Genomic DNA, 20,694 nt, shown 5'->3' with positions numbered 1-20,694 from the left:
TCTTCATGTTCTTCATGTTCGTCGTGTTCAAACAATTCAGTCGATAATAATCCAGTTTCATTCTGGTAATAAAAGTTATCTATGGTGTTGTAAAATACATTCACAATAAAACCAAAGTCACCGTTGAATTTACGTATGGTCAACTCTGCATTGGTCGCCGTTTCAAGTTCAGGTTTTTGGCTTGATAATGTTAACTCATGATGCTCACCGTCTTGTTCTATGGTGTATACAGAACCCACTTCAAAGCTACTTGTGCCAATATGAGGACCAAGAGAAAGTAACTCACTCGCGCTTGGCGCTCGTTCAGAACGTGTTAATGAAACACCTAAATTATAACCAGGAGTAAAGTCCCATACGATTCCGCTAGATAAGCTGATTGGAGTGAAATCAAAAATATGGTTGTCACTACTTGGTACGCTTTCTAACTGCTCGTCAGTTAATGCACTGTAATTAACATCGATAGGCTCACCGGTTAAGCTAATAGACTCAACACGAGCACCTAATTGCAATAATACTGATCCAAGATGTCTTTCTTCTAATAAAGCTACTGAGGTATTTTCTACACTGGAAGCTGGTGTAAATGCTTCATCACCTTGAGCGGAAAAATCAGATTTTTTATATTCAAAAGACAATGCACCATGCCATCCTGCCATTTCAGCAAAAATCAGATCAGACTTTATTTGACTTGTTTTGTTTTTGAATTGAGTACCAATAACACCATTTTCTAGCTCTGCATGTTTATAATCGGTAAAACCTACTTTTGTTTGTAATGCGGTGATAAAAGAATGATCAAATTCAAATTCACTTAAAATCTGTACTCGGTTTTGCTGCATATCACCTTGAACTAACTCTTCATCATGAGATTCTTCTTCATGTTCATCCTCGCCATGGCCTTCTTCTTCATGTTCTTCATGAGAATGCCCCGGGATGCCATACAGACGATTTAATTGACCAAATGAAATGCCAATATAACCAGAGTCGAATAAGTAACTAGCGCCTATATTAAAGCCATCGGCATCCGCTGCAGTGTTTGCAAGTACGCCACTGCTTTCTTCTTCATGGTCTTCTTCGTGACCTTCTTCATGCTCTTCATCGTCATGAGCATCTTCTGATTCCGCCTCTCCAGGGATTTTATAATCGTCGCTTGAGCGAGTGAAGGCATCAAAGTGAACGGCAACATTATCAAACCCTTTAGTTAGGTTGACGCTTAATTCGTTTTCATTGGCAACGGTATTATGAGACACCTGATAGTCGGCTTCAAAATCTGTATTGGTTGGCACTCTATTATCAACCACATTGATCACGCCACCAATAGCACCATTACCAAATAATAAGGTTGCAGGCCCGCGTAAAATTTCAATTTGTTTAACGGTTGACGTTTCAGTAGACACTACGTGATCTGGTCCAACTCGTGACGCGTCTGATACATCTAAACCATTTTGGGTGATCATAACTCTTGGACCATCAAGTCCACGAAGAATAGGACTTGAACTTACCGGTCCAAAGTAACTTGAATGGACGCCAAGCTCCGACTTTAACGTATCACCTAATGTTGACGAATGTTTGTTGCGTAACTCTTCGTCTGAGATCACTGATATGGCAGAGGCAGACTCGATTGTAGAAGAGTGCAAAGGTGATGCATAAACATCAAGTTGCTCAATTACGCTGGTTGCCATAAGGATCTCTAAATCCCCTTCATTAATTTTTTGTTCGTTGAGCAACAGATTTTTATGTTGGAAACCATTAGCGCTTATATGCAGTTCGTAGGTATGTGGAATAATGTCAGCATGAGCAGATTGTTTTGTGTCGAGTTCAATAACAAAACGACCTGCTTCGTCGGTTAATTCTGAATGATTATGGCCATGCAATTGTACTTTTGCATTTGCGATTGGAATTAATTTAGCGTGTTTATTTTTTGAATAAACCACACCGGTTAAACTCTGTGAAGCATAAATTGGTAATACGATAATAAGCGCTAAAAAAGCGCAAACTTGCTTAAACATGATGTTCGCCTAAAACGTGAAAATTAAAATACTGGACATAAGTTGGGCTTAAAAAATAAACGAGCTCAACTCAATCAGATCGAAATCGATCTACTGTTAAAAAAGTAATGGATATTAGGCGGTATAAGGGGGAGCACGCGCGTGCAGAATGGTAACTTGAGTTTGTTTTGCGACTAAAAACTCTGGCTTGATAACTAGGTTGTTATCGTTAAATTCTTCAAAGGAATAAGTAGTAGGCAGAATAATGTCGTCAAAAGAACTTGAGTGCGAACAGATATCACATTGCTCAAGTGTATGATTTTGACTGATATGAGTTAATTGATGTTCAGATTGCACAAAAGCAGTGTTTAATAAAACACTGATTAATACGATCTTGAAGATGTTCATCAATTGGCTAGACATATTCTGGTTAAATACAATCATTTAGAAAAAGTAATGTGATGATACATTGTATCTTTTTAGCTGTAAATTTTTAATATGCGATTTAACGGTTTTCTTTTTAATTTAAGATAATTGATGAAACAAAAAAGCACCCTGACATTAGATGTTCTAGGGTGCTTTTAATATATAGGTAGGTGTTTATTAGTATTAATCTTCACCTTTAGCATTCACCACGTGAGAGATGAAATACCAAGTATAAAAAATACCTAATAAGATAGTTAAACTTAAAATACCAAAGCTTAAATACAATACTGGATCACTAAAAAAGTCTCTGAACATAATGTTCCCCTTAAAATATAATTGTGTTGTTTATCTGTTAAGGGAAGTGTAATTGGTTAGTAGAGCGTAGATATGATCCAGATCAAGAATTTCAGCGGGGGTGCCTTTAACTAAAGTAAAAATTGATTTAGATCAGATAATTTCATCGCAAGGGAAGGCTTGTTGGGCTGAACAACCAAACTTTGATACAAGGTTAAATTGTCCGATTGTTGTTTTTCAACCACGTTGATTTTGTTCAGTTGTGAAATTAACAGCGCTTGTTCCTGTTGTTCCAATAATAATTCGGCTTCTAATAACTTCGCTCTTAACTGTGCATATTGTTGGATCTCATCTTTATTGTTTTTATAGGTTTGGCGTAATGCTCTAAGTGGCTGAGTATATTGTGCCGAGAAATCTGTAATGCTTTGATGCAAACTGATTAACTGTGATTTGGATAAAGACACCTGATGTTTATTTAACATGGCACATAACAGCGCTAAATTCACATTGGCAGTATATTCATTTTGAAAATGTAATAGTGTCGATTGCACTAAATCGTTTTTATAAAGTGTTAGGCTAAACTGCCAAAACGAAGATAAAGTAATTGTATTCATGTAATGATAATAAAGAATTCAGGGGTAAGGTACTAGTGAAAATATACGGAGATCGTCAATCGGGGAATTGTTATAAAGTACAATTGATGTGTGATCTGTTGGGCTTACAGTATCAGTGGATAGATATAGATATTTTGGCCGGTGATACTAATAATGCAGAGTTTTTGGCAAAAAATCCGTTAGGTAAAATTCCTTTGTTGGAATTGGATGATGGCCGATGTTTGTCTGAGTCTAATGCCATTATTAATTATTTAGCTTTTGGTTCAGAATATTTACCTGATACCCCTTATGAGTTAGCCAAAGTACAGCAGTGGCAATTCTTCGAACAATACAGCCACGAGCCTTTTATTGCAGTGGCTCGGTTTATTAATAAGTATTTAGGTTTGCCAGAAGATAAAAAACAAGAGTATTTAGCGAAACAAGTTGGTGGACATAAAGCATTAAAGACCATGGAAGTGACATTACAACACAATCGCTTTTTAACTGGCGCTCAGGCGACGGCTGCAGATGTATGTTTGTATGCTTATACTCATGTTGCCCATGAAGGTGGGTTTGATTTAACCCAATATCCGGCGATTCAAAATTGGCTTGTTAATGTTTCGGGATTAAAAGGGTTTACCGCTATGGTGTAAACCCTATTGATCATAATTCAGCTGTAGATGAATTGTTACTTCTTAGCTGATTGTTCCTTTCTAAAGTTTTGAAAATCAACAATGTGTTGGTCATATTTCAAAATTTTGCTATTTGGATCCAGAATAACCACATCCATTTTATTGATAGCTAACTTGACCGGTTTAGTCAGGTCTAACGTAGTTATTTTACCGTTAATGGAAAGTTCTACAGGCATATGGAAAGGTTTATTGTTTTCTATTTCCCACAGCACAGTGATTGCGTCGTCTTTTCTATCCACAACTAACTTTGGAAGGTCGGCTTGGTATAGGTAAACATCAAAAAACCAAGACATATCTTTTCCTGTAATAGTGTTCACTATGTTTACAAAGTCGGCACTATTTTTAAATACAGGGGTGAAGTTACCTGGCTGTGGATCAGTCGTTCCGTACACTAACTGTTTAGTTGCTTTGAAAAAGGCATCATCACCAATTAAGTATCTAAGCGTGTGTAATACCCATGACCCTTTAGTATAAATGTCGCCACCTGGGCCAGTATCGTGTTGATAAACTTGTTCGACTTCACGCACTTGATTAGATACCAAAGGACTTTTACTTACGATGCCTGTCCGTTGTTTAGCTAAATTAGCTTTGTAGGCTAAATCACCATGTAAGTATTGAGCAAACAATGGTTGCATATAACTACCAAAGCCTTCGTGTAACCACATGTGGTCCCAATCATCATTCGTTAACTGATTACCAAACCATTCATGGGCAAACTCGTGCTGCATTAACCAGTCGTAACCAAATTGGTCTTTTTTATATTCATTACCATAAGCGTTGATAGTTTGGTGTTCCATACCTAGGTGTGGCGTTTCAGCTATGCCTACTTTTTCTTGGCCAAATGGGTATGGACCTATCATACGTTCAAAAAAGTTGATCATCTCTGGTATTTCAGCAAACAAAATTTTGGCTTTTTCAGTACGTTCAGGTAAATGGAAAAATTGGATATCTAAGGTATTGCCGTACACACTGGTGAATTTAGTTTCTAATAATTCGTAAGGGGCAATATTCAGGGCAATGCCATATGTGTTGTGCAACGATTTTGTTTGCCAATGATAGGTTCTCGTTGCGCCTTCGTCAGTCACGTTAAGCAAAACACCGTTGCTTGCTGCAACTAAAGGTTTAGGAACATTTATGTGTAAATCTACTTTAGTTGGTTCACCACTAGGATGATCGATACAAGGCCAAAATAAATCACAACCTTCACCTTGAACGGCAGTGGCTATCCAGTCTGCACCATTTGGGGTTTTTTCCCACATAAGTCCGCCATCCCAAGGCGCTCTAACTGGCACTCTAGGTTGACCGTTATATTTGATGGTTACTGTAAATTCACCAGATACGGCTTGTTTAACCAGTAACATACCATCTGGGTTTGAATATAACTCAGGGGCAAGAACTTGACCGTTTACTAAGACTTCTGAAATGTGGAAAACACGATCTAAGTCAACAGAAAATGATTTACGAGGAGTCGTGGTCATCAAGGTTAATGTGGTTACGCCATCAATGATTTGTTGATCAGGTTTTATGGTAAAACCTAAATCGGCGTGTTTTACATTTAAACCTTGTTGCGAGCTTGGCATTTCACCGCCACTTTTTAATGAATATGCACTCGTGGTTTCTTGAGTGTGGTTACATGCCGACAATAATGAAGCTATGATCAGTATACCAAATGGAAATTTCATCATGATTCCTTGTTGTTGTTAAGTCGATTTATTATTGTAGCCCTAACCTATTGTTAATTAGTGCTAAATTCACTTCGTATCAATTCAATCTGTTCTTCAAATTCAAACCACTCAAGCTCAATCGTTTCAAGCTCAGATTTGATGCTAGCTTGTTCCGTTAATAATTTATTTAACTGTGGTTTATTTTTGTCTGTATATAACTCTGTATCTGCCATTAAGCTTTCAATCTCTTGTAAACGAGTTTCTAGCTTTTCTTGTTGTTTTTCTAATTTATCCGTCTGCTTCTTAAGTGGAGATATTTTTTTTCTTAATTCAGCTTCAAGTCGCTTTTGTTCTTTTTTGGCGGTTGCCGAATGTTCTTTTGATTCCGTTGGCTGACTAGCCGCGGCTTCTTTTAACGCCTCGGTGAGTAACCACGCATGGTAATCTTCTAAATCGCCATCAAATGGCTGTACACAACCATTGTCGACTAAGTACAGCTCATCACAACTTGACTTTAATAAGTGACGGTCATGAGATATTAATATCATGGCACCTTCAAAGCCTTGTAATGCAAGGGTTAAGGCTTGGCGCATTTCTATGTCTAAGTGATTGGTAGGCTCATCTAGTAATAACAGGTTTGGTTTTTCAAAGATGATTAATGCCAATACTAAACGTGCTTTTTCACCCCCTGAGAATTGGTCAATTTTATCTAACGCTTGATCGCCATTAAAGCCAAAGCCACCTAAGAAATTTCTAGCTTCCTGTTCTGTCATGGCAGGATTTAACATTGTTAAATGTTGCACTGGAGTTTGACCAGGGTGTAATCGGTCTAACTGATGTTGAGAAAAGTAACCAAGTTTAAGGTGTTTGGAATGTTCTAATTCGCCTGAAATAGGTGGTTGCGATAACGCGATAGTTTTAATAAAAGTCGATTTACCCGCGCCATTTCGTCCTAATAACCCAATACGGCTTCCCGGTACTAAATTTAAATGAATGTCGCTTAATATGGTGGTATCACCATATCCGGCACTGACCTTCTCCATCTTCATGATTGGATTTGGTAGCTGTTTGGCTGGTGGAAATTCAAAATGAAACTGTGAATCTATATGGGCCGGTGCTATGACTTCCATTCGCTCCAACATTTTCACTCGACTTTGTGCTTGTTTGGCTTTTGTCGCTTGGGCTTTGAAACGGTCGATAAAGGATTGAATATGTTTGATCTCAGCTTGTTGCTTTTCAAAAGTAGCTTGCTGCTGAGATAGTTTTTCAGAACGTTGGCGTTCAAAATTGGAATAGTTACCTGTGTAACTGTTTAACGACTGTTGTTCAACATGCAAAATCCCTTGGCAAATATTGTCGATAAAATCTCTATCGTGTGAGATTAATAACATAGTGCCAGAATAACGCTTAAGCCATTTTTCCAACCAGATAACTGCATCTAAATCCAAGTGGTTAGTTGGTTCATCAAGAAGTAAGCAGTCACTGTCTATCATAAGCGCTTGGGCTAAGTTAAGTCGCATACGCCAACCACCAGAAAAACTAGTGACTGGCTTTTGTTGTGCTAGGGCATCAAAACCAAGACCATTTAACAACTCACCTGCCCGGGCATGAATGGTATAGGCATTAATGTTTTCTAACTCGTTATGTAAATGACCTATTTGATTACCGTCGTTATTCTCTTCAGCAATTTTTAATTGGGCTTGTAATTGACGGTATTTAACGTCGCCATCAATAACGTATTCAATAGCAGACATATCCACATTTGGTGTTTCTTGTTTTACCCAAGCTAACTGCCAATTTTTTGGATAATTAACATCGCCATTGTCACTGCCTAATTCACCACGGATCACTGAAAATAAGGTGGATTTTCCGCAACCATTTGCGCCTATAATCCCTATTTTATGTCCCGGATAAATAGTCGCGTTTGCGTTTGTAAATAAAACCTTGTTACCGAGTTGTAAATTTAACTGGGATATTTGTAACATGAATTAGAAGACTTATAAGTTGAGGGATAATTACTATGCCCAGAATAGTATCGTCACACACAAAAAACACAAGGAATAAGGCGTGTAATCTACCTTAAAAATTGGTTAAATAGCCGCATATAACCATTTCTAACTTAGTTTAATAATTTGTGGGGAAACGTGACTAAAAGCAAACGACGATTTATTTCTGGGGCTACCTGCCCAAAATGCAATGCAATGGATACGATGGTCTTGTTCTTTGAGAATAATGTTGAAAAGGTGGAATGTGTTAAGTGCAAACATCAGATGGTGCAACCAGAAGGTGCAGTACAGGGCGCAACTCGTCAATTTGAACAGGTAATTGGCGTATTTACACCGGACGAATAACTCGGTGTTTACGCCATATTACTTAAGATTAACCATCGATTAATTTTAGTAATGTGGCGGAGGTGTTTCTTCAGATTCATCCGCTAAGTTAGAGCTTTTATTAGAACTTACTTTTTCTGCCAATAATTCTATTTGGCGTTTGAACATGGCTTGTTTTAAATTTAATGTCGTGATCTCTTCATTCAGTTGATCAATGGTGTCATCTTGAAATGCCAATTTATTTTCTAACTCTTCTAGTCTTATAACTAGTTTGTCTATGGCGTTATCAGTCATTATTTAATATCCCATACTTCGTTTAAACCAGAGGAACTTTCGCTGGTTATTTGGGTGTCGTTATTGATGAACGCGGCACTATACACTACTGCGCTGGCGGGACGACTATTTTTTCTTGGAGAAACCAACCATTCCTTTATTTGTTTGCCGGTTTGTACATCCCACAGCGAGAGTTTTCGTGTTGGTGCACCGGTGACCAACATTTTACCATTGTGACTAAAACGAGCAAAAGAAAATACCTCCTGGCGATTCACATATTGCAACTGAGAGACCAAGTTACCGGTTGTTAAGTCCCAAATGCTTGCTTGGCTGCCTGTATCTGCAGTAAAAGCGAATCTAGCTTGTGCATCAAGTGCCACTTGCACCACTCGATTATGGTGTTGGAACTTGTAAATAACTTGTCCGGTTTTGGTACTCCACAAATAGGCGGATTGATCACTAGAACCTGATAGCGCGTATAAACCATTTGGCGATAAAGCCACACTGTTAATAGCATTATTTATATGGAAAGGTTTTTGTTCATCATCAAATAATACTTGTTGGTGACCCAAAAATTCTAAGCGTCTACCAGTCGTTGTATTGATATGGACAACCACACCATTACTTTTACCAATTAATATATGTTTGCCTTGGTTTGACACATCGATGGCTCTGATATTGCCCACTACGACACAGTGTTCATTTTTTTCTGAAGAAGGATTTAGGCATTTATTTTCATCAACAACATCATAAATGCTCAATTGTTTGGTCGCTCCGTTAATCGTTTTGGTACGGTATACGACCTTCGATTGCCTAACTTGCCAATAACCTTGGTTTTGGCCCGTTTTAATATCCCACAGTGAAAAGTTAGTTTTGTCTGCTAATACAGCATGGCTGTCATCATGAGCTATGGCTGTTGCAAAGACAAAGTTGTTGTCTGCTTGCGCATTGGTATCGCCATCATTAAACAAAGAAAACGGCTGGTCTTTTGGCGTTTGATACCAATTGTAGATAGCGCCATTAGAATTCAAATCCCATAATGAAACACCATGATATAAGGATGACACCACTGCGTAATTACCCGAACTTGACACGCTTGCAGCAAAAGAACCATTTTGAGTATGTGGATATTGCGCAGCCCAGTCGGAAGTTTTAGGTTGGCACCCGGTTATTAACCAAGCTAGCAGAATAGATGTGATGCTGATACGGATAAAAATATGCAAACTAATTGCCTTATTCGTGTTTTTTAGGTTTTTCTTTAGGGCGATACTCGCTAGTATAGGCCACTTCGGAACCAAAATTGTAGCATTAGATTTTTATGAAAGAGTATTCTTATTAAATTTGCTGCGAATCTTATATTAACTATGGAGTAAATAATGAGAAAAGCGATTAAGCTTTCGGTTATAGCAGCTGCGATTAGCCTTATCAGTGCGTGCGGAAATGCAGAACAAAAACCTGTTGAACTTAAAACAGATTTAGACAAACAAAGTTATGCGTTAGGTGCGTCTATGGGACGTTACTTAAATGACAACCTAAGTAAGAATGCAGAGATTGGCATTGTTTTAGACCAAGAGAAGTTATTAGGCGGTATTAAAGACGCATTATCTGAAAATATTCAGTTAACTGAAGATGAAATTAAAACCGTGATGATGGCGCTTGAAGCTGATGTTAAGCAACGTCGCATGGATAAACAAAAAGAATTGTCTGCTGCTGCACAAGGTGCCGGTGAGAAATTCTTAGCAGAAAATGCTAAGCGAGATGGCGTTACTGTTACTGAGTCTGGTTTACAGTTTGAAGTGTTAACCGCTGGTGAAGGCGAAAAACCTGCGGCTACGGATCAAGTCACTGTGCATTACCATGGAACGTTTATTGACGGCAGTGTATTTGACTCTTCTGTTGAACGTGGCGAACCTGCAACATTTGGTTTAAACCAAGTTATCCCTGGTTGGACTGAAGGTTTACAACATATGCCAGTTGGCTCTAAGTATAAGTTTTATATTCCTTATAACTTAGCTTATGGCGAAAATGGCCGTTCTTCAATTCCGGGCTACTCAACGCTGATTTTTGAAGTTGAGTTGTTGGACATTGTTAAAACTCACTAAACATTTAGTGTGTTATAAAATATAAAAGGCGCTGATAGCGCCTTTTTTGTTGGATTTATTTTAACCTGAAACCTTAGCTGTGTTTCGAATATAACGTATGGATGAGTTGATCTTCTAATTCCAATCTAGCCTCTAAAATTTGACCTATTACCGATAAGTCTGTATCAAAACCATCTAAATTTGAGTTTTCATCTAATGCCGAGTATTTATCATTAAAGCTAACTAAGTCATCGGTTGTCGCCGTAATTTGAGGATAAATTTGATCCGCTAATGCCGCACTGTCTGGACCATGTTGCTGACATTGTTTTACTATGTCGTTGTAAATTTCAAAATGACCTGCAGATAAATAGTCAATCAAGATCTGGCAAAAGCTATTCACTAACTTGGTTTCTGGGAGAGATTTTGCTTCTTTTTGAAAAGGAGGAAGACCGGCTAATTTACAATATTTAACTAATAACTCTTGTCGTTCGGCTAACCACGAATCAATTATTTTATTCGAGCCACCATACTTCTGTTGTGTTTGTTCCAAACGGGTTAACATGCAATTACCTTCTAAAATAGTTTACTGCTTTGTTATAACAAATGATCTAGCATAAAAGATCAATGTATTTTCAAAATAATGTGTTAAGTATATGTCATGTCAGTGAAATTAACATTTATCAGTTTAATTATTTTATGGGTTTGCATAACAATCTCAGGAACAAACCATGATTCAACATAGTATTAAATTCAATCAAGAGTTAGAAGGCTGGTGGTGTATTATTGCTAACCATAAAGTCTATTTACCAGAGCCTAGTAATAATATTCCTTGTGGCGTTTTTGCCGATTTAGCATTGCCATTTACCCCTCCAGAAAATGTACATGAAATTGGTGTGTTCGAAGGGACGACAGTCTATTTATTACAAATCACAAATGATGAATTTAAACAGCATGAGGCTGAGTTTTTTGGCTTTCGTACGGTATTGTTTGATCAACCAGAGAAGTTTGAGTTTGTCGCAAGAGCATTCCAAGTGGATTTGTTTTTAACAACACATCAATTTTGTGGTCAGTGTGGCAATAAAATGAGTTTGATAGATTGGGAATTGGCGACACTTTGTAAACCTTGTAATCACAGATGTTACCCTAGGATCTCCCCTTGTATTATTGTGGCAATCCGTAATAAAGATAAAATTCTGCTAGCCCAAGGTGTACATCATAAACCAGGACAAATGAGTATTTTGGCAGGATTTGTAGAAAGTGGTGAAACACTAGAACAAGCGGTGCACAGAGAAGTGTTTGAAGAAGTTGGGATTAAAGTTAAAAACTTAAAATACTTTAGTAGCCAACCATGGCCATTTCCACATTCATTAATGGTCGGTTTTACCGCAGAATATGACTCGGGCGAATTAGTGCTGTGCGAAAAAGAAATTTTGTCAGCTGACTGGTTTACCGTGGATTCAATGCCAAATACCGCACCAATTCAATCAATTGCGGGGCAGTTAATCGCGCAAACAAAAAAAATGATGAAGTTAGCGCAATAGGTTATTTACAAGTGGTAAACCCCAGAAAAGAAAAAACCACTCCTAGGAGTGGTCAAATTTTCTAGCGCGTGAGCTTAAAGCTTCTTATCGTTATTCTTGAGCGCGGTACATTTATAACAAAGGCATTTCGGCAGTGCAACAATTAACCTTTGATTGATTTCGAATAAATAAATATCTTTTTAGATCATTTGTTTCTATAGAGACAAAGCCGTTATGGTGATAAAATCTCGCCGTTGAAAATTTAGGGTGGGAACAATGTCAGTATTACAAAACGATCGATATTTAAAAGCATTATTACAACAACCAGTTGACCGTACTCCAGTATGGATGATGAGACAAGCTGGCCGTTATCTTCCAGAGTATCGAGCGACAAGAGCGATCGCTGGTGATTTTGTATCTTTAATGAAAAACCCAGAATTGGCTTGCGAAGTAACCATGCAACCATTGCGTCGTTATCCAATAGATGCAGCTATCCTATTTTCTGATATTTTAACCATTCCAGATGCTATGGGGTTAGGTTTGTATTTTGAAACGGGCGAAGGTCCTCGTTTTAAATCGCCAATACGTAGCGCAGCCGATGTAAATAAAATTGGTATTCCGGATCCAGAACAAGAACTTAGATATGTGATGGACACGGTTCGTACTATTCGTAAAGAGTTAGACGGTAAAGTACCTTTGATTGGTTTTTCTGGCAGTCCTTGGACATTAGCCACTTATATGGTGGAAGGCGGCAGTACAAAAACCTTCTCTAAAATTAAAGGCATGATGTATTCAGATCCAAAACTAATGCACCAACTATTGGATAAAGTAGCTGAATCTGTAATAAGTTACTTAAATGCTCAAATAGCAGCGGGTGCCCAATCAGTGATGATCTTTGATACTTGGGGTGGAGTGTTAACCCCTCGTGATTACAAAGACTTCTCATTAAACTATATGAGCAAGATCATTGACGGATTAACACGTGAAAATGAAGGCCGTAAAGTACCTGTGACTCTGTTTACAAAAAATGGTGGTCAGTGGTTAGAAATGATGGCTGAAACAGGTTGTGATGCATTAGGTCTAGATTGGACTATCAATATCGCTGAAGCTAAACGCAGAGTCGGGGATAAAGTTGCGTTACAAGGCAATATGGACCCTGCCATGTTATACGCGACTCCAGAGCGAATTCGTCAAGAAGTGAAAACAATATTGGCCGATTATGGTGACAGTGGTACAGGTCATGTATTTAACTTAGGTCACGGTATTACCCCAGATGTGACACCAGAAAATGCCGGTGTATTTTTTGAGTCCGTTGTGGAATATAGCCCTGCCTTTCACAAATAAGACATAACTGAGTTAGCGTTAATTACTCAGAATATCCTTAATTCGCTGCCTTATTATTGGCAGCGTTTTTGTTTCAAACCATTTGTTTTTTGCCAACCAAATATTATTGCGTCCAGAAGGGTGAGGCAATAACACCATGTCTTTGTTAGTTTCTGTGTTCTTCTCAATAGCGTTCGTTAAGTTAGTAAACTCATCTACATATTGTTTAGCGGCATACTGTCCAATAACAATGGTTAATCTAACTTGCGTGAGTTGCTTCATTAATAATTGATGCCAGGTTTGTTGGCAGATTTTAGGCGGAGGGGCATCGCCTGAGTTTTGTTTGTTTTTACCTGGGTAACAAAACGCCATAGGCATAATGGCAAATTGTGTCTCATCGTAAAACTGTTGTTCACTCACTCCTAACCACAACCGCAAACGTTCACCGGATTTATCTTTAAAAGGTGTTGATATTTGATGTGCTAGTAATCCGGGTGCTTGACCAATAATTAAGATTTTAGCGAATGGTGAGATTTGTATAACAGGATTTGGTTTAAAAGGTAAATCCGCGCTGCACAAAGTACATTGTTTGATTTTATTGATGAGTTGGTTGATGTTATCCATAAAAGAAAACCGCAGTTTATGCTGCGGTTTTAGTTTTATTATCAGATCTTAAAATAATCTATTTAAACCATTTAATGCAGCAACGCGATACGCTTCTGCCATGGTTGGATAGTTAAAGGTGGTATGGATGAAATACTCAATAGTATTTGCTTCCCCTTTTTGCTGCATGATGGCTTGACCGATATGGACGATTTCAGCTGAGCGCTCACCAAAACAATGTATACCCAGTATCTCTTTGGTATCGCAATGAAATAGAATTTTTAAACTACCCACTGCACTGCTACCAATTTGTGCTCGGGCAAGATGTTTAAACGATGCTCTACCCACTTCATATGGAATTTTAGCCGCAGTAAGTTGTTGTTCAGTTTTGCCCACTGATGACATTTCAGGAATGGTATAAATACCGGTTGGAATATCTTCAATTAGTTTACGTTCAGTGGTTAAACCTAACATATAATCTGCTGCAATTCGGCCTTGGTCATAGGCCGCACTTGCTAAACTTGGGTAACCAATCACGTCACCAACGGCATAAATATTATCAGCAGATGTTTTATAAGTAGAATCCACCGCTAACGAACCTCTTGAATTGGCTTTGAGATTGATTGATTCTAAATTTAACGAATCTGTATTACCGGTACGTCCATTAGCAAATAATAAACAATCGGCTTTCATGCGCTTACCAGACTTTAATGTCATGATCACGCCGTCTTCCGTACCTTCAATCTTTTCATATTCTTCATTGTGACGAATAACGATACCGCTATTCCAGAAATGGTAGCTTAACGAGTCGGTCATTTCTGCATCCATGAAAGATAACAGACGATCACGGCCATTGATTAAATCAACTTTACAACCTAGACCTCTAAAGATGGAAGCGTATTCACAACCAATAACACCAGCACCGTAAATGATGACACTTTTAGGTTCATGTTTTAAAGATAAAATCGTATCTGAGTCATAAACACGTGAGTGGGTGAAATCAACATCGGCAGGACGATATGGTCTTGAACCTGAAGCGATAACAAATTTCTCAGCGGTTAAACGCTCAACCGAACCATCTAATAAAGTTACTTCGATAGTATGTGCATCAATGAATGTGGCTGAGCCATGATAAATAGCTACGTCATTTCGATTATAAAAACCACCACGTAACTTAACTTGATCGTTAATGACGGTAGTAGTATGTTTTAAAATGCTTTCAAATGTTAACGATTCAGCTTTTTCTGAACGGCTAAATAAAGGGTTTGAATTGTATTCAATCAAACGACTAACAGAATGACGAAGCGCTTTTGAAGGGATAGTTCCCCAATGGGTACAACCACCGCCAACTTCTTTATGCTTTTCAATTACAGCAACTTTTTTACCAGCTTTAGTGAGGTTCATCGAGGCACCTTCACCACCTGGACCTGTGCCAATAACGATAGCGTCATATTGGTACTTTGGTTCTGATTGTACTTTCTGGGATTGCACTTTTTGAGCTGATTTGCTTTTTGCTGTCACGATTAAGCCTTGTCTCTGCTAGTAGATATATGAATCATAAAAACTTTTACTCAATAGTCCAAGCTTTATTAATGATGTAGCCTATTTTAAGTACAAAAAAAGCGACTTAATGTCGCTTTTTTGCTGTATCAGCTGATTTCATCAACATTAATAGTTTACGCTAACTGTAAAAGCGTCTGTTGCCATTGTTTTTGTTGCTCGGCAATTTGCTGTTTTAGTTGTTTATAATTCTGTTTAATTTCGGTAAATGCAGCGTCTGACATTTTCTGTTTTTTAGCCATTAAATATTCTTTTTGAACTTGGCCATACAATTTAATTCGTTCAATTAATTGTTGGTATTCTTCTTCTAATTTAGCAATCAGTTCTTGGTGATTTGGTTTTGCCAATAACTTATTTTCTGTTTTGAATTTTTGCATTTTAAGTTTAGCGGCAACAATTTTAACATCAGGTACTTTGCGCAAGTTTTTGGTTAAACCAAGGTAACTACATCCTTTAATAAACCACTTAGTTGGATCAAACTGCCACCATAAAATTCCGTTACGGTAATCAGTTTCAAAAATATGGTGGTAATTATGATAACCCTCACCATAAGTTAAAAAAGCTAATACGCCATTATCACGGGCGGTATTTTTATCAGTGTAAGGTTGTGATCCCCAAATATGGGCTAAAGAGTTAATAAAGAAAGTGAAGTGATGACTAAGTACTAATCTTAAAACGCCTACGGTTAGTAACATGCCCATAATATCGTTATAGATAAAACCTAATATAAGTGGGATACCAAAATTCATTGCAATCACAAGAGCCAAATAATGTTTGTGTTGCCACATCACTACTTTATTTTTCTGTAAGTCTCTAACATTAGAATAATCTGAGTAACTATCACCTTGATAATCTCTTAACATCCAACCAATATGACTGTACCAAAACCCTTTTTTCGCGGAATATGGGTCTTTGTCGTTTTGATCAACAAATTTGTGGTGTACTCTATGGTCTGAAGACCAATGTAATGCACTGTTTTGTAAGGCAAAAGCACCGCCAAGTGCTAGAATAAATTGTAAAATAGGATGCGCCTCAAAGGTTTTATGTGCCCACAAGCGGTGATAACCTATAGTGATAGACATCCCGGCATAACCAAGTGTCAGGATAGTCGCGACCCAATGTACAGTTTCAAATCCATAGAAGTAGGCATAGGCTGGAACACCAATAGCTGCTACCAAAAAGGTGAGCAAGAAAACGAGAACATTGGTCCAGAGAATAGGTGGTTTGTTTTTCATAATATCTTTTTTAGCTTACATGTGTGCGCTGAATTTTAAAGATGATTAATATAAAAGCAACCTTTAATATTACATTAAGAGTACAAGTGTTAGCTAAATTGTAAAACCAAGTAGAGAATTTATGAGTAAAATCAATAAAACCAGAGCTGAACAAAAAGAACAAACACGCCGAACGATTATTGATGCTGCTTTTCGATTACTTAGTGCTGATCAAAGTTACGCTAATTTAAGTTTGCGTGAAGTCACCAGAGAAGCGGGTATTGCACCAACGTCCTTTTATCGACATTTCAAAGATATGGATGAGCTTGGTTTAACTTTAGTAGATGAAGCGGGATTAACTTTAAGACAATTAATGCGACAAGCGCGTGCCAGGATAGAAGCCGGTGGAGGCAGTATTGTTCGAACATCCGTAACGACCTTTATGGAATTTATGGAAACCAACGGTAACGAATTTAGACTTTTGTTACGTGAGCGTTCGGGCACATCTAAAGCGTTTCGTTTAGCGGTACAACGAGAGTTGCAACATTTTGTGGAAGAATTGTCTGACTATATTGAAGCAAAAACCAGTGCGAATCATCTAGCGGCATATTATGAAGCAGATGCATTAGTGACATTAGTATTTAATGCGGGTGCTGAAGCATTAGATTTAGGTAAAAGTAAACGTCTGCAATTAGCCGATAAGGTTGTACAGCAGTTAAGATATGTTGCAAAAGGATCAGAGGCGTTACGTCATTCTAAATTGATACTTTAATGTAATCCCCCACTTTTAAAGGCTTTGATACTATATGACATCATGCTGTCATAAGTGACACTCGTTCTATGTCGCATGACAAACGGTATGACTGTCACTGAGTTGTCATCACGCCTATTCAAAATTTCTGTTGTACTTGGTCTCGAAATTTACAACACATATTGACCAAGAAAAAGGATACGAAAAATGAGTAACCATAACGATATTAATCAAAACGTGAATGAAACCGGCAATCAAGACGTCGAAAAAATTGGCGGACGTTCGATATTTAGTAAAGGCTTTAACTATAAGTTTAATGTTGAAGGGCATGAAATACACGCATGGGGCTCGGCTAAATCGGGTAAAGAAAAAGTATTTGTGGATGGCAAATTGGTTAGCAGTAAATGGAGTTTAACCAAGAAATCAATCCATACTTTCAAATTGAATAATGATAGTTATGAGCTGGAATTTAATATGGTTAGTCTTATAACCAGTGAATTGCACTGTATTTTAATAAAAAATGGGGTCCACCTCGAAACACAAAAACAGGTGCCTAAGTACAGCTCAGATAAAAAGAAAGGTAAGACATTGATATTGGTTTTATTTGTCATCGGCTTTCTATTTGGTCTCTTTGGCGTTGATGCAATCATCTCTCTTTTCTCATAAAGCTCTGTAAAGGTATAAGTCATGAACATAAATGCAGAGTTAGTAAAAAATCAGAGAACAGAGCGTAATTGGACGCAACAACATTTAGCCGATGCTTGTGGAGTGAGTTTACGCACAATTCAACGTGTGGAACGTTATGGTAATGCAGCAAATGAAACCATAATGGCATTGGCTTCTGTTTTTCAAATAGAACAATCTGAAATCATTAAACCTGATACACCAGTGGTCGAAGTGGCACCGGTGAGTGAGGAAAACGTTTCTAAAGCCGTGAATTTTATTTTGACACTATTAAGTGGAATGGTAATTGGTGCTGCATTAGTGATGTTTTTTAATAATCTTTAACAAGTAAAATGGATTGGTAAGGTGACATGATGAAAAATTTAGATACCGAGAATAACGAGGTTTCAATATTAAAAGAGCCTGGGGTAATCGTATTAGCTATTATTACATTAGCTATATATGTATTTGCGTTAGGTATATCAGTCGGACGTTTTTTATTTTAAATACGTATAAGGAATTGTGTAATGTTAAAAGAGTTTAGATTTGTGATACAAAATCATAAAATTAAGATAGTGAATCGTTGGTTAGATGGCATGAAGCTTTATATCGATGGTGAGTTTAGAGATCAAAGCAAGAAGTTGTTAGCGCTTAGTAACCAAACATTACTAAGTGCAAACTTAGGTGAATTAGGGATTTTAGAGATAGTACCAAGTTCGAGTTTGTTCTCAGTGGAGCTAGACGCGTATTTATTAGATTCAAAAGAACAAAAATTGCACGTTTATAGCTCACATGATCGGATCCCATTAAAATCAAAAAGACTAATTAATAACTAGTTAGCGGTTATTTGCAATAAATACAAAAAAGCCCACTATTTTGTGGGCTTGTTGTTTTCAATTGTGCAGGTATTGGTTTGTACTATAACGCTTTTTGCGTAAGTACCACACCACATTCTAAATGGTCGGTATATGGGAATTGATCAAACACAGCAAACTTTTCAATGTTATGCGTTTTAGTTAATACAGTTAAATTGTCATGTAATGTGTTTGGATTACATGAAATGTAAATAATGTGTTTGTATTTAGCCACCATGTTTACCGTATCGTCATCAAGCCCAGCTCTTGGCGGATCAACAAAAATGGTTTCGCAGTTATAACTAGTCAAATCGATATCTTTTAGTCGCGTGAATTCACGTTTACCCTCCATAGCTTCGGTAAACTCTTCCGCAGACATGCGAATAATCTTTACGTTATCAATATTATTAACTTCGATATTGTATTGAGCTGATGCAACGGAAGGTTTAGAGATCTCGGTGGCTAGCACTTTATCGAATTTATCAGCCAGTGCTAAAGAGAAGTTACCATTACCACAGTACAGTTCTAATAAATCCCCTTTATAAGGAATGGCATTTTTAGCCCAACTTAACATTTGTTCACATACTTTGGCGTTAGGTTGAGTAAAACTGTTTTCTACTTGCTTATATATGTACTGTTTTCCATCTACATTTAAGTGCTCTATGACAAAGTCGTTATCCAAAACAACTTTTAACTTACGTGCTCTTCCAACAATATTGATTTTATATTTAGTTTCTAATCTCGCTTTTAAGGCCTTACATTCAGCAATCCATTCGTCATCCAGTTGTTTGTGATAAAGCAAACTAACCAATACCTCACCAGATAATGTAGATAAGTAATCAATTTGAAATAACTTTCTACGTAATAACTCATTGGGTTTTAGTTCAGCTAAAAGATCATCCATTAACTCAGTGATTAATAGACTCGCTGGTGGAAAATGATCGATACGCACCTTTTCTTTAGTTTGTTGATCAAACATTATATGAAACAGATCATCACCATCGTGCCAAACTCTAAATTCACAACGCATACGATAGTTAAGTTTTGGAGATTCGAATGTATCGATAGTAGTCAGATCAAATTGTTTAAATTGATCTTTAATCAGATCGATCTTATCGCTTAATAAAGAATAGTAGTTATCTGGATCAATAGAGCGGATTGGCATAGTTAAAGAAACCTAAAAGACGAATTAATCACTATTTTACGTGAAATATCGTCATAAGGGGATAAGCAGACAAAAAAAAGGCTGCAATCAGCAGCCTTTTATTGAATTTAACGCTGTTTATTTATCATTTGCCAAACGTACTTTTAAAACACGTTCTTGAAATTCAAAATCATTCAGTTCAGCAATAACAGACTTACTATCGCTCGTTGCAATTTCAACAAAGCCGAAACCACGACGTTTACCAGTTTGTTTATCACGTAATAAGCGAACAGAGAATACTTTACCGTATTCACTAAACAACTCTCTTACACTACCTTCATTAGCACGGTAAGGTAAGTTACCTACATATAATGTAGTTGTGTCTGCTTTTCCTTCACTAGATTTACCAGTTAAAGAAGAAACTACACCAGCTAAAACTGCACCCACTGCAAATACTATAGCGCTTGAACCAGCGTCTATATTAAAAACAGAAATAAGAATAGCACCCACAACAGCAACAATCGCTGAAGTTATTAATACAGAAGAATTAAAAGACATAGATCGAACTCTCAAAAATAAAATTAAAATATAAATTCACGCTCGGAAGTAAGCGTGTGGCTATATTAGTACGTCTACTATTGATTACAAGTACTTTATATTGCCGAATTAATAACTTATTTAATCGTTTTTTAAACAAGGTGAGGATCATTTGACCAAACAAACAAAA

At 37.3% G+C, this 20,694-nt stretch carries 24 protein-coding genes; 10 read left to right on the top strand and 14 right to left on the bottom strand.

Features of this window, described 5'->3' with window-relative positions; all coding sequences use genetic code 11:
* The 4 genes from KO505_RS08780 to KO505_RS08770 form a co-directional block, all read right to left on the bottom strand.
* Positions 1-2,003, bottom strand: a 2,003-nt coding sequence (locus KO505_RS08780; RefSeq protein WP_216055083.1) for a TonB-dependent receptor, incomplete at its 3' end; no start/stop codon positions are given.
* Positions 2,004-2,117: 114 nt separating this feature from the next.
* Complete coding sequence (locus KO505_RS08775; protein ID WP_216055082.1) at positions 2,118-2,390, bottom strand: hypothetical protein; 273 nt, start codon at positions 2,388-2,390, stop codon at positions 2,118-2,120.
* Between the two features lie 201 nt (positions 2,391-2,591).
* A complete protein-coding gene (locus KO505_RS17475; protein WP_256447638.1) occupies positions 2,592-2,723 on the bottom strand; it encodes a hypothetical protein in 132 nt (43 codons plus the stop codon).
* 110 nt (positions 2,724-2,833) lie between these two features.
* Positions 2,834-3,316 (bottom strand): TIGR02444 family protein, encoded by a 483-nt coding sequence (locus tag KO505_RS08770; protein ID WP_216055081.1) that lies wholly within the window; start codon positions 3,314-3,316, stop codon positions 2,834-2,836.
* Between the two features lie 35 nt (positions 3,317-3,351).
* Here KO505_RS08770 and KO505_RS08765 point away from each other — a divergent pair, with 35 nt between their 5' ends.
* Positions 3,352-3,948, top strand: a complete 597-nt coding sequence (locus KO505_RS08765; protein ID WP_216055080.1) for a glutathione S-transferase family protein — start codon at positions 3,352-3,354, stop codon at positions 3,946-3,948.
* A 35-nt stretch (positions 3,949-3,983) separates the two neighbouring features.
* Here the strand turns inward: KO505_RS08765 and KO505_RS08760 are convergent, their stop codons facing one another.
* The gene (locus KO505_RS08760) at positions 3,984-5,669 is read right to left on the bottom strand and encodes a M1 family metallopeptidase (protein ID WP_216055079.1); all 1,686 of its coding nucleotides are present in this window, start codon (positions 5,667-5,669) and stop codon (positions 3,984-3,986) included.
* Between the two features lie 53 nt (positions 5,670-5,722).
* A complete protein-coding gene (locus KO505_RS08755; RefSeq protein ID WP_216055078.1) occupies positions 5,723-7,636 on the bottom strand; it encodes an ABC transporter ATP-binding protein in 1,914 nt (637 codons plus the stop codon).
* Between the two features lie 159 nt (positions 7,637-7,795).
* Between KO505_RS08755 and KO505_RS08750 the strand changes: the two genes are divergently transcribed.
* On the top strand, positions 7,796-8,002 hold the full coding sequence (locus KO505_RS08750) for a YheV family putative zinc ribbon protein (protein WP_216055077.1): 207 nt from the start codon (positions 7,796-7,798) through the stop codon (positions 8,000-8,002).
* A gap of 45 nt (positions 8,003-8,047) precedes the next feature.
* Here KO505_RS08750 and KO505_RS08745 read toward each other — a convergent pair whose 3' ends face one another.
* Both KO505_RS08745 and KO505_RS08740 read right to left on the bottom strand, forming a co-directional pair.
* The gene (locus KO505_RS08745) at positions 8,048-8,275 is read right to left on the bottom strand and encodes a SlyX family protein (protein ID WP_252731722.1); all 228 of its coding nucleotides are present in this window, start codon (positions 8,273-8,275) and stop codon (positions 8,048-8,050) included.
* Positions 8,275-9,477 (bottom strand): WD40 repeat domain-containing protein, encoded by a 1,203-nt coding sequence (locus KO505_RS08740; protein ID WP_216055076.1) that lies wholly within the window; start codon positions 9,475-9,477, stop codon positions 8,275-8,277. Before KO505_RS08740 ends, KO505_RS08745 begins: the two co-directional genes overlap by 1 nt.
* Before the next feature lie 153 nt (positions 9,478-9,630).
* Here KO505_RS08740 and fkpA point away from each other — a divergent pair, with 153 nt between their 5' ends.
* A complete protein-coding gene (gene fkpA / locus KO505_RS08735) occupies positions 9,631-10,356 on the top strand; it encodes an FKBP-type peptidyl-prolyl cis-trans isomerase (RefSeq protein WP_216055075.1) in 726 nt (241 codons plus the stop codon).
* A gap of 73 nt (positions 10,357-10,429) precedes the next feature.
* Here the strand turns inward: fkpA and rsd are convergent, their stop codons facing one another.
* Positions 10,430-10,897: a sigma D regulator gene (gene rsd, locus KO505_RS08730; RefSeq protein ID WP_216055074.1), complete on the bottom strand. Its 468-nt coding sequence runs from the start codon at positions 10,895-10,897 to the stop codon at positions 10,430-10,432.
* A gap of 166 nt (positions 10,898-11,063) precedes the next feature.
* Here rsd and nudC point away from each other — a divergent pair, with 166 nt between their 5' ends.
* A complete protein-coding gene (gene nudC / locus KO505_RS08725; RefSeq protein ID WP_216055073.1) occupies positions 11,064-11,876 on the top strand; it encodes an NAD(+) diphosphatase in 813 nt (270 codons plus the stop codon).
* A gap of 255 nt (positions 11,877-12,131) precedes the next feature.
* A complete protein-coding gene (hemE, locus tag KO505_RS08720) occupies positions 12,132-13,199 on the top strand; it encodes a uroporphyrinogen decarboxylase (RefSeq protein WP_216055072.1) in 1,068 nt (355 codons plus the stop codon).
* An 18-nt stretch (positions 13,200-13,217) separates the two neighbouring features.
* On the opposite strand, the gene KO505_RS08715 is transcribed toward hemE, so the two are convergent.
* From KO505_RS08715 to KO505_RS08705, 3 genes are all read right to left on the bottom strand, one after another.
* Positions 13,218-13,802 (bottom strand): uracil-DNA glycosylase family protein, encoded by a 585-nt coding sequence (locus tag KO505_RS08715; RefSeq protein WP_216055071.1) that lies wholly within the window; start codon positions 13,800-13,802, stop codon positions 13,218-13,220.
* Positions 13,803-13,850: 48 nt separating this feature from the next.
* Positions 13,851-15,272 carry a Si-specific NAD(P)(+) transhydrogenase gene (gene sthA / locus KO505_RS08710; protein ID WP_216055436.1) on the bottom strand — a complete coding sequence of 474 codons (1,422 nt, stop codon included), beginning with the start codon at positions 15,270-15,272 and terminating at the stop codon, positions 13,851-13,853.
* Between the two features lie 185 nt (positions 15,273-15,457).
* Complete coding sequence (locus KO505_RS08705) at positions 15,458-16,576, bottom strand: fatty acid desaturase (RefSeq protein ID WP_216055070.1); 1,119 nt, start codon at positions 16,574-16,576, stop codon at positions 15,458-15,460.
* 130 nt (positions 16,577-16,706) lie between these two features.
* On the opposite strand from KO505_RS08705, the gene fabR reads away from it, so the two are divergent.
* The 5 genes from fabR (at position 16,707) to KO505_RS08685 (ending at position 18,805) form a co-directional block, all read left to right on the top strand.
* A complete protein-coding gene (gene fabR, locus KO505_RS08700; protein ID WP_216055435.1) occupies positions 16,707-17,327 on the top strand; it encodes an HTH-type transcriptional repressor FabR in 621 nt (206 codons plus the stop codon).
* Positions 17,328-17,513: 186 nt separating this feature from the next.
* A complete protein-coding gene (locus tag KO505_RS08695) occupies positions 17,514-17,972 on the top strand; it encodes a hypothetical protein (RefSeq protein WP_216055069.1) in 459 nt (152 codons plus the stop codon).
* A gap of 21 nt (positions 17,973-17,993) precedes the next feature.
* Positions 17,994-18,314, top strand: coding sequence for a helix-turn-helix domain-containing protein (locus KO505_RS08690; protein ID WP_216055068.1), 321 nt, complete (start codon positions 17,994-17,996; stop codon positions 18,312-18,314).
* A gap of 29 nt (positions 18,315-18,343) precedes the next feature.
* Positions 18,344-18,475, top strand: coding sequence for a hypothetical protein (locus KO505_RS17470; protein ID WP_256447637.1), 132 nt, complete (start codon positions 18,344-18,346; stop codon positions 18,473-18,475).
* Positions 18,476-18,496: 21 nt separating this feature from the next.
* Positions 18,497-18,805 (top strand): hypothetical protein, encoded by a 309-nt coding sequence (locus KO505_RS08685; protein ID WP_216055067.1) that lies wholly within the window; start codon positions 18,497-18,499, stop codon positions 18,803-18,805.
* Positions 18,806-18,887: 82 nt separating this feature from the next.
* Here KO505_RS08685 and trmA read toward each other — a convergent pair whose 3' ends face one another.
* Positions 18,888-19,988: a tRNA (uridine(54)-C5)-methyltransferase TrmA gene (gene trmA, locus KO505_RS08680; protein WP_216055066.1), complete on the bottom strand. Its 1,101-nt coding sequence runs from the start codon at positions 19,986-19,988 to the stop codon at positions 18,888-18,890.
* Positions 19,989-20,105: 117 nt separating this feature from the next.
* On the bottom strand, positions 20,106-20,525 hold the full coding sequence (locus KO505_RS08675) for an RNA-binding protein (RefSeq protein WP_216055065.1): 420 nt from the start codon (positions 20,523-20,525) through the stop codon (positions 20,106-20,108).
* Between the last annotated feature and the right edge of the window lie 169 nt (positions 20,526-20,694).

The sequence above is a fragment of the Psychrosphaera sp. F3M07 genome (assembly GCF_018860345.1).
GTDB classification, from domain to species: Bacteria; Pseudomonadota; Gammaproteobacteria; order Enterobacterales; family Alteromonadaceae; genus Psychrosphaera; species Psychrosphaera aquimarina.
The sequence above is the reverse complement of the archived record's forward strand: the minus strand, read 5'-3'. Positions and strand labels throughout refer to the sequence as shown.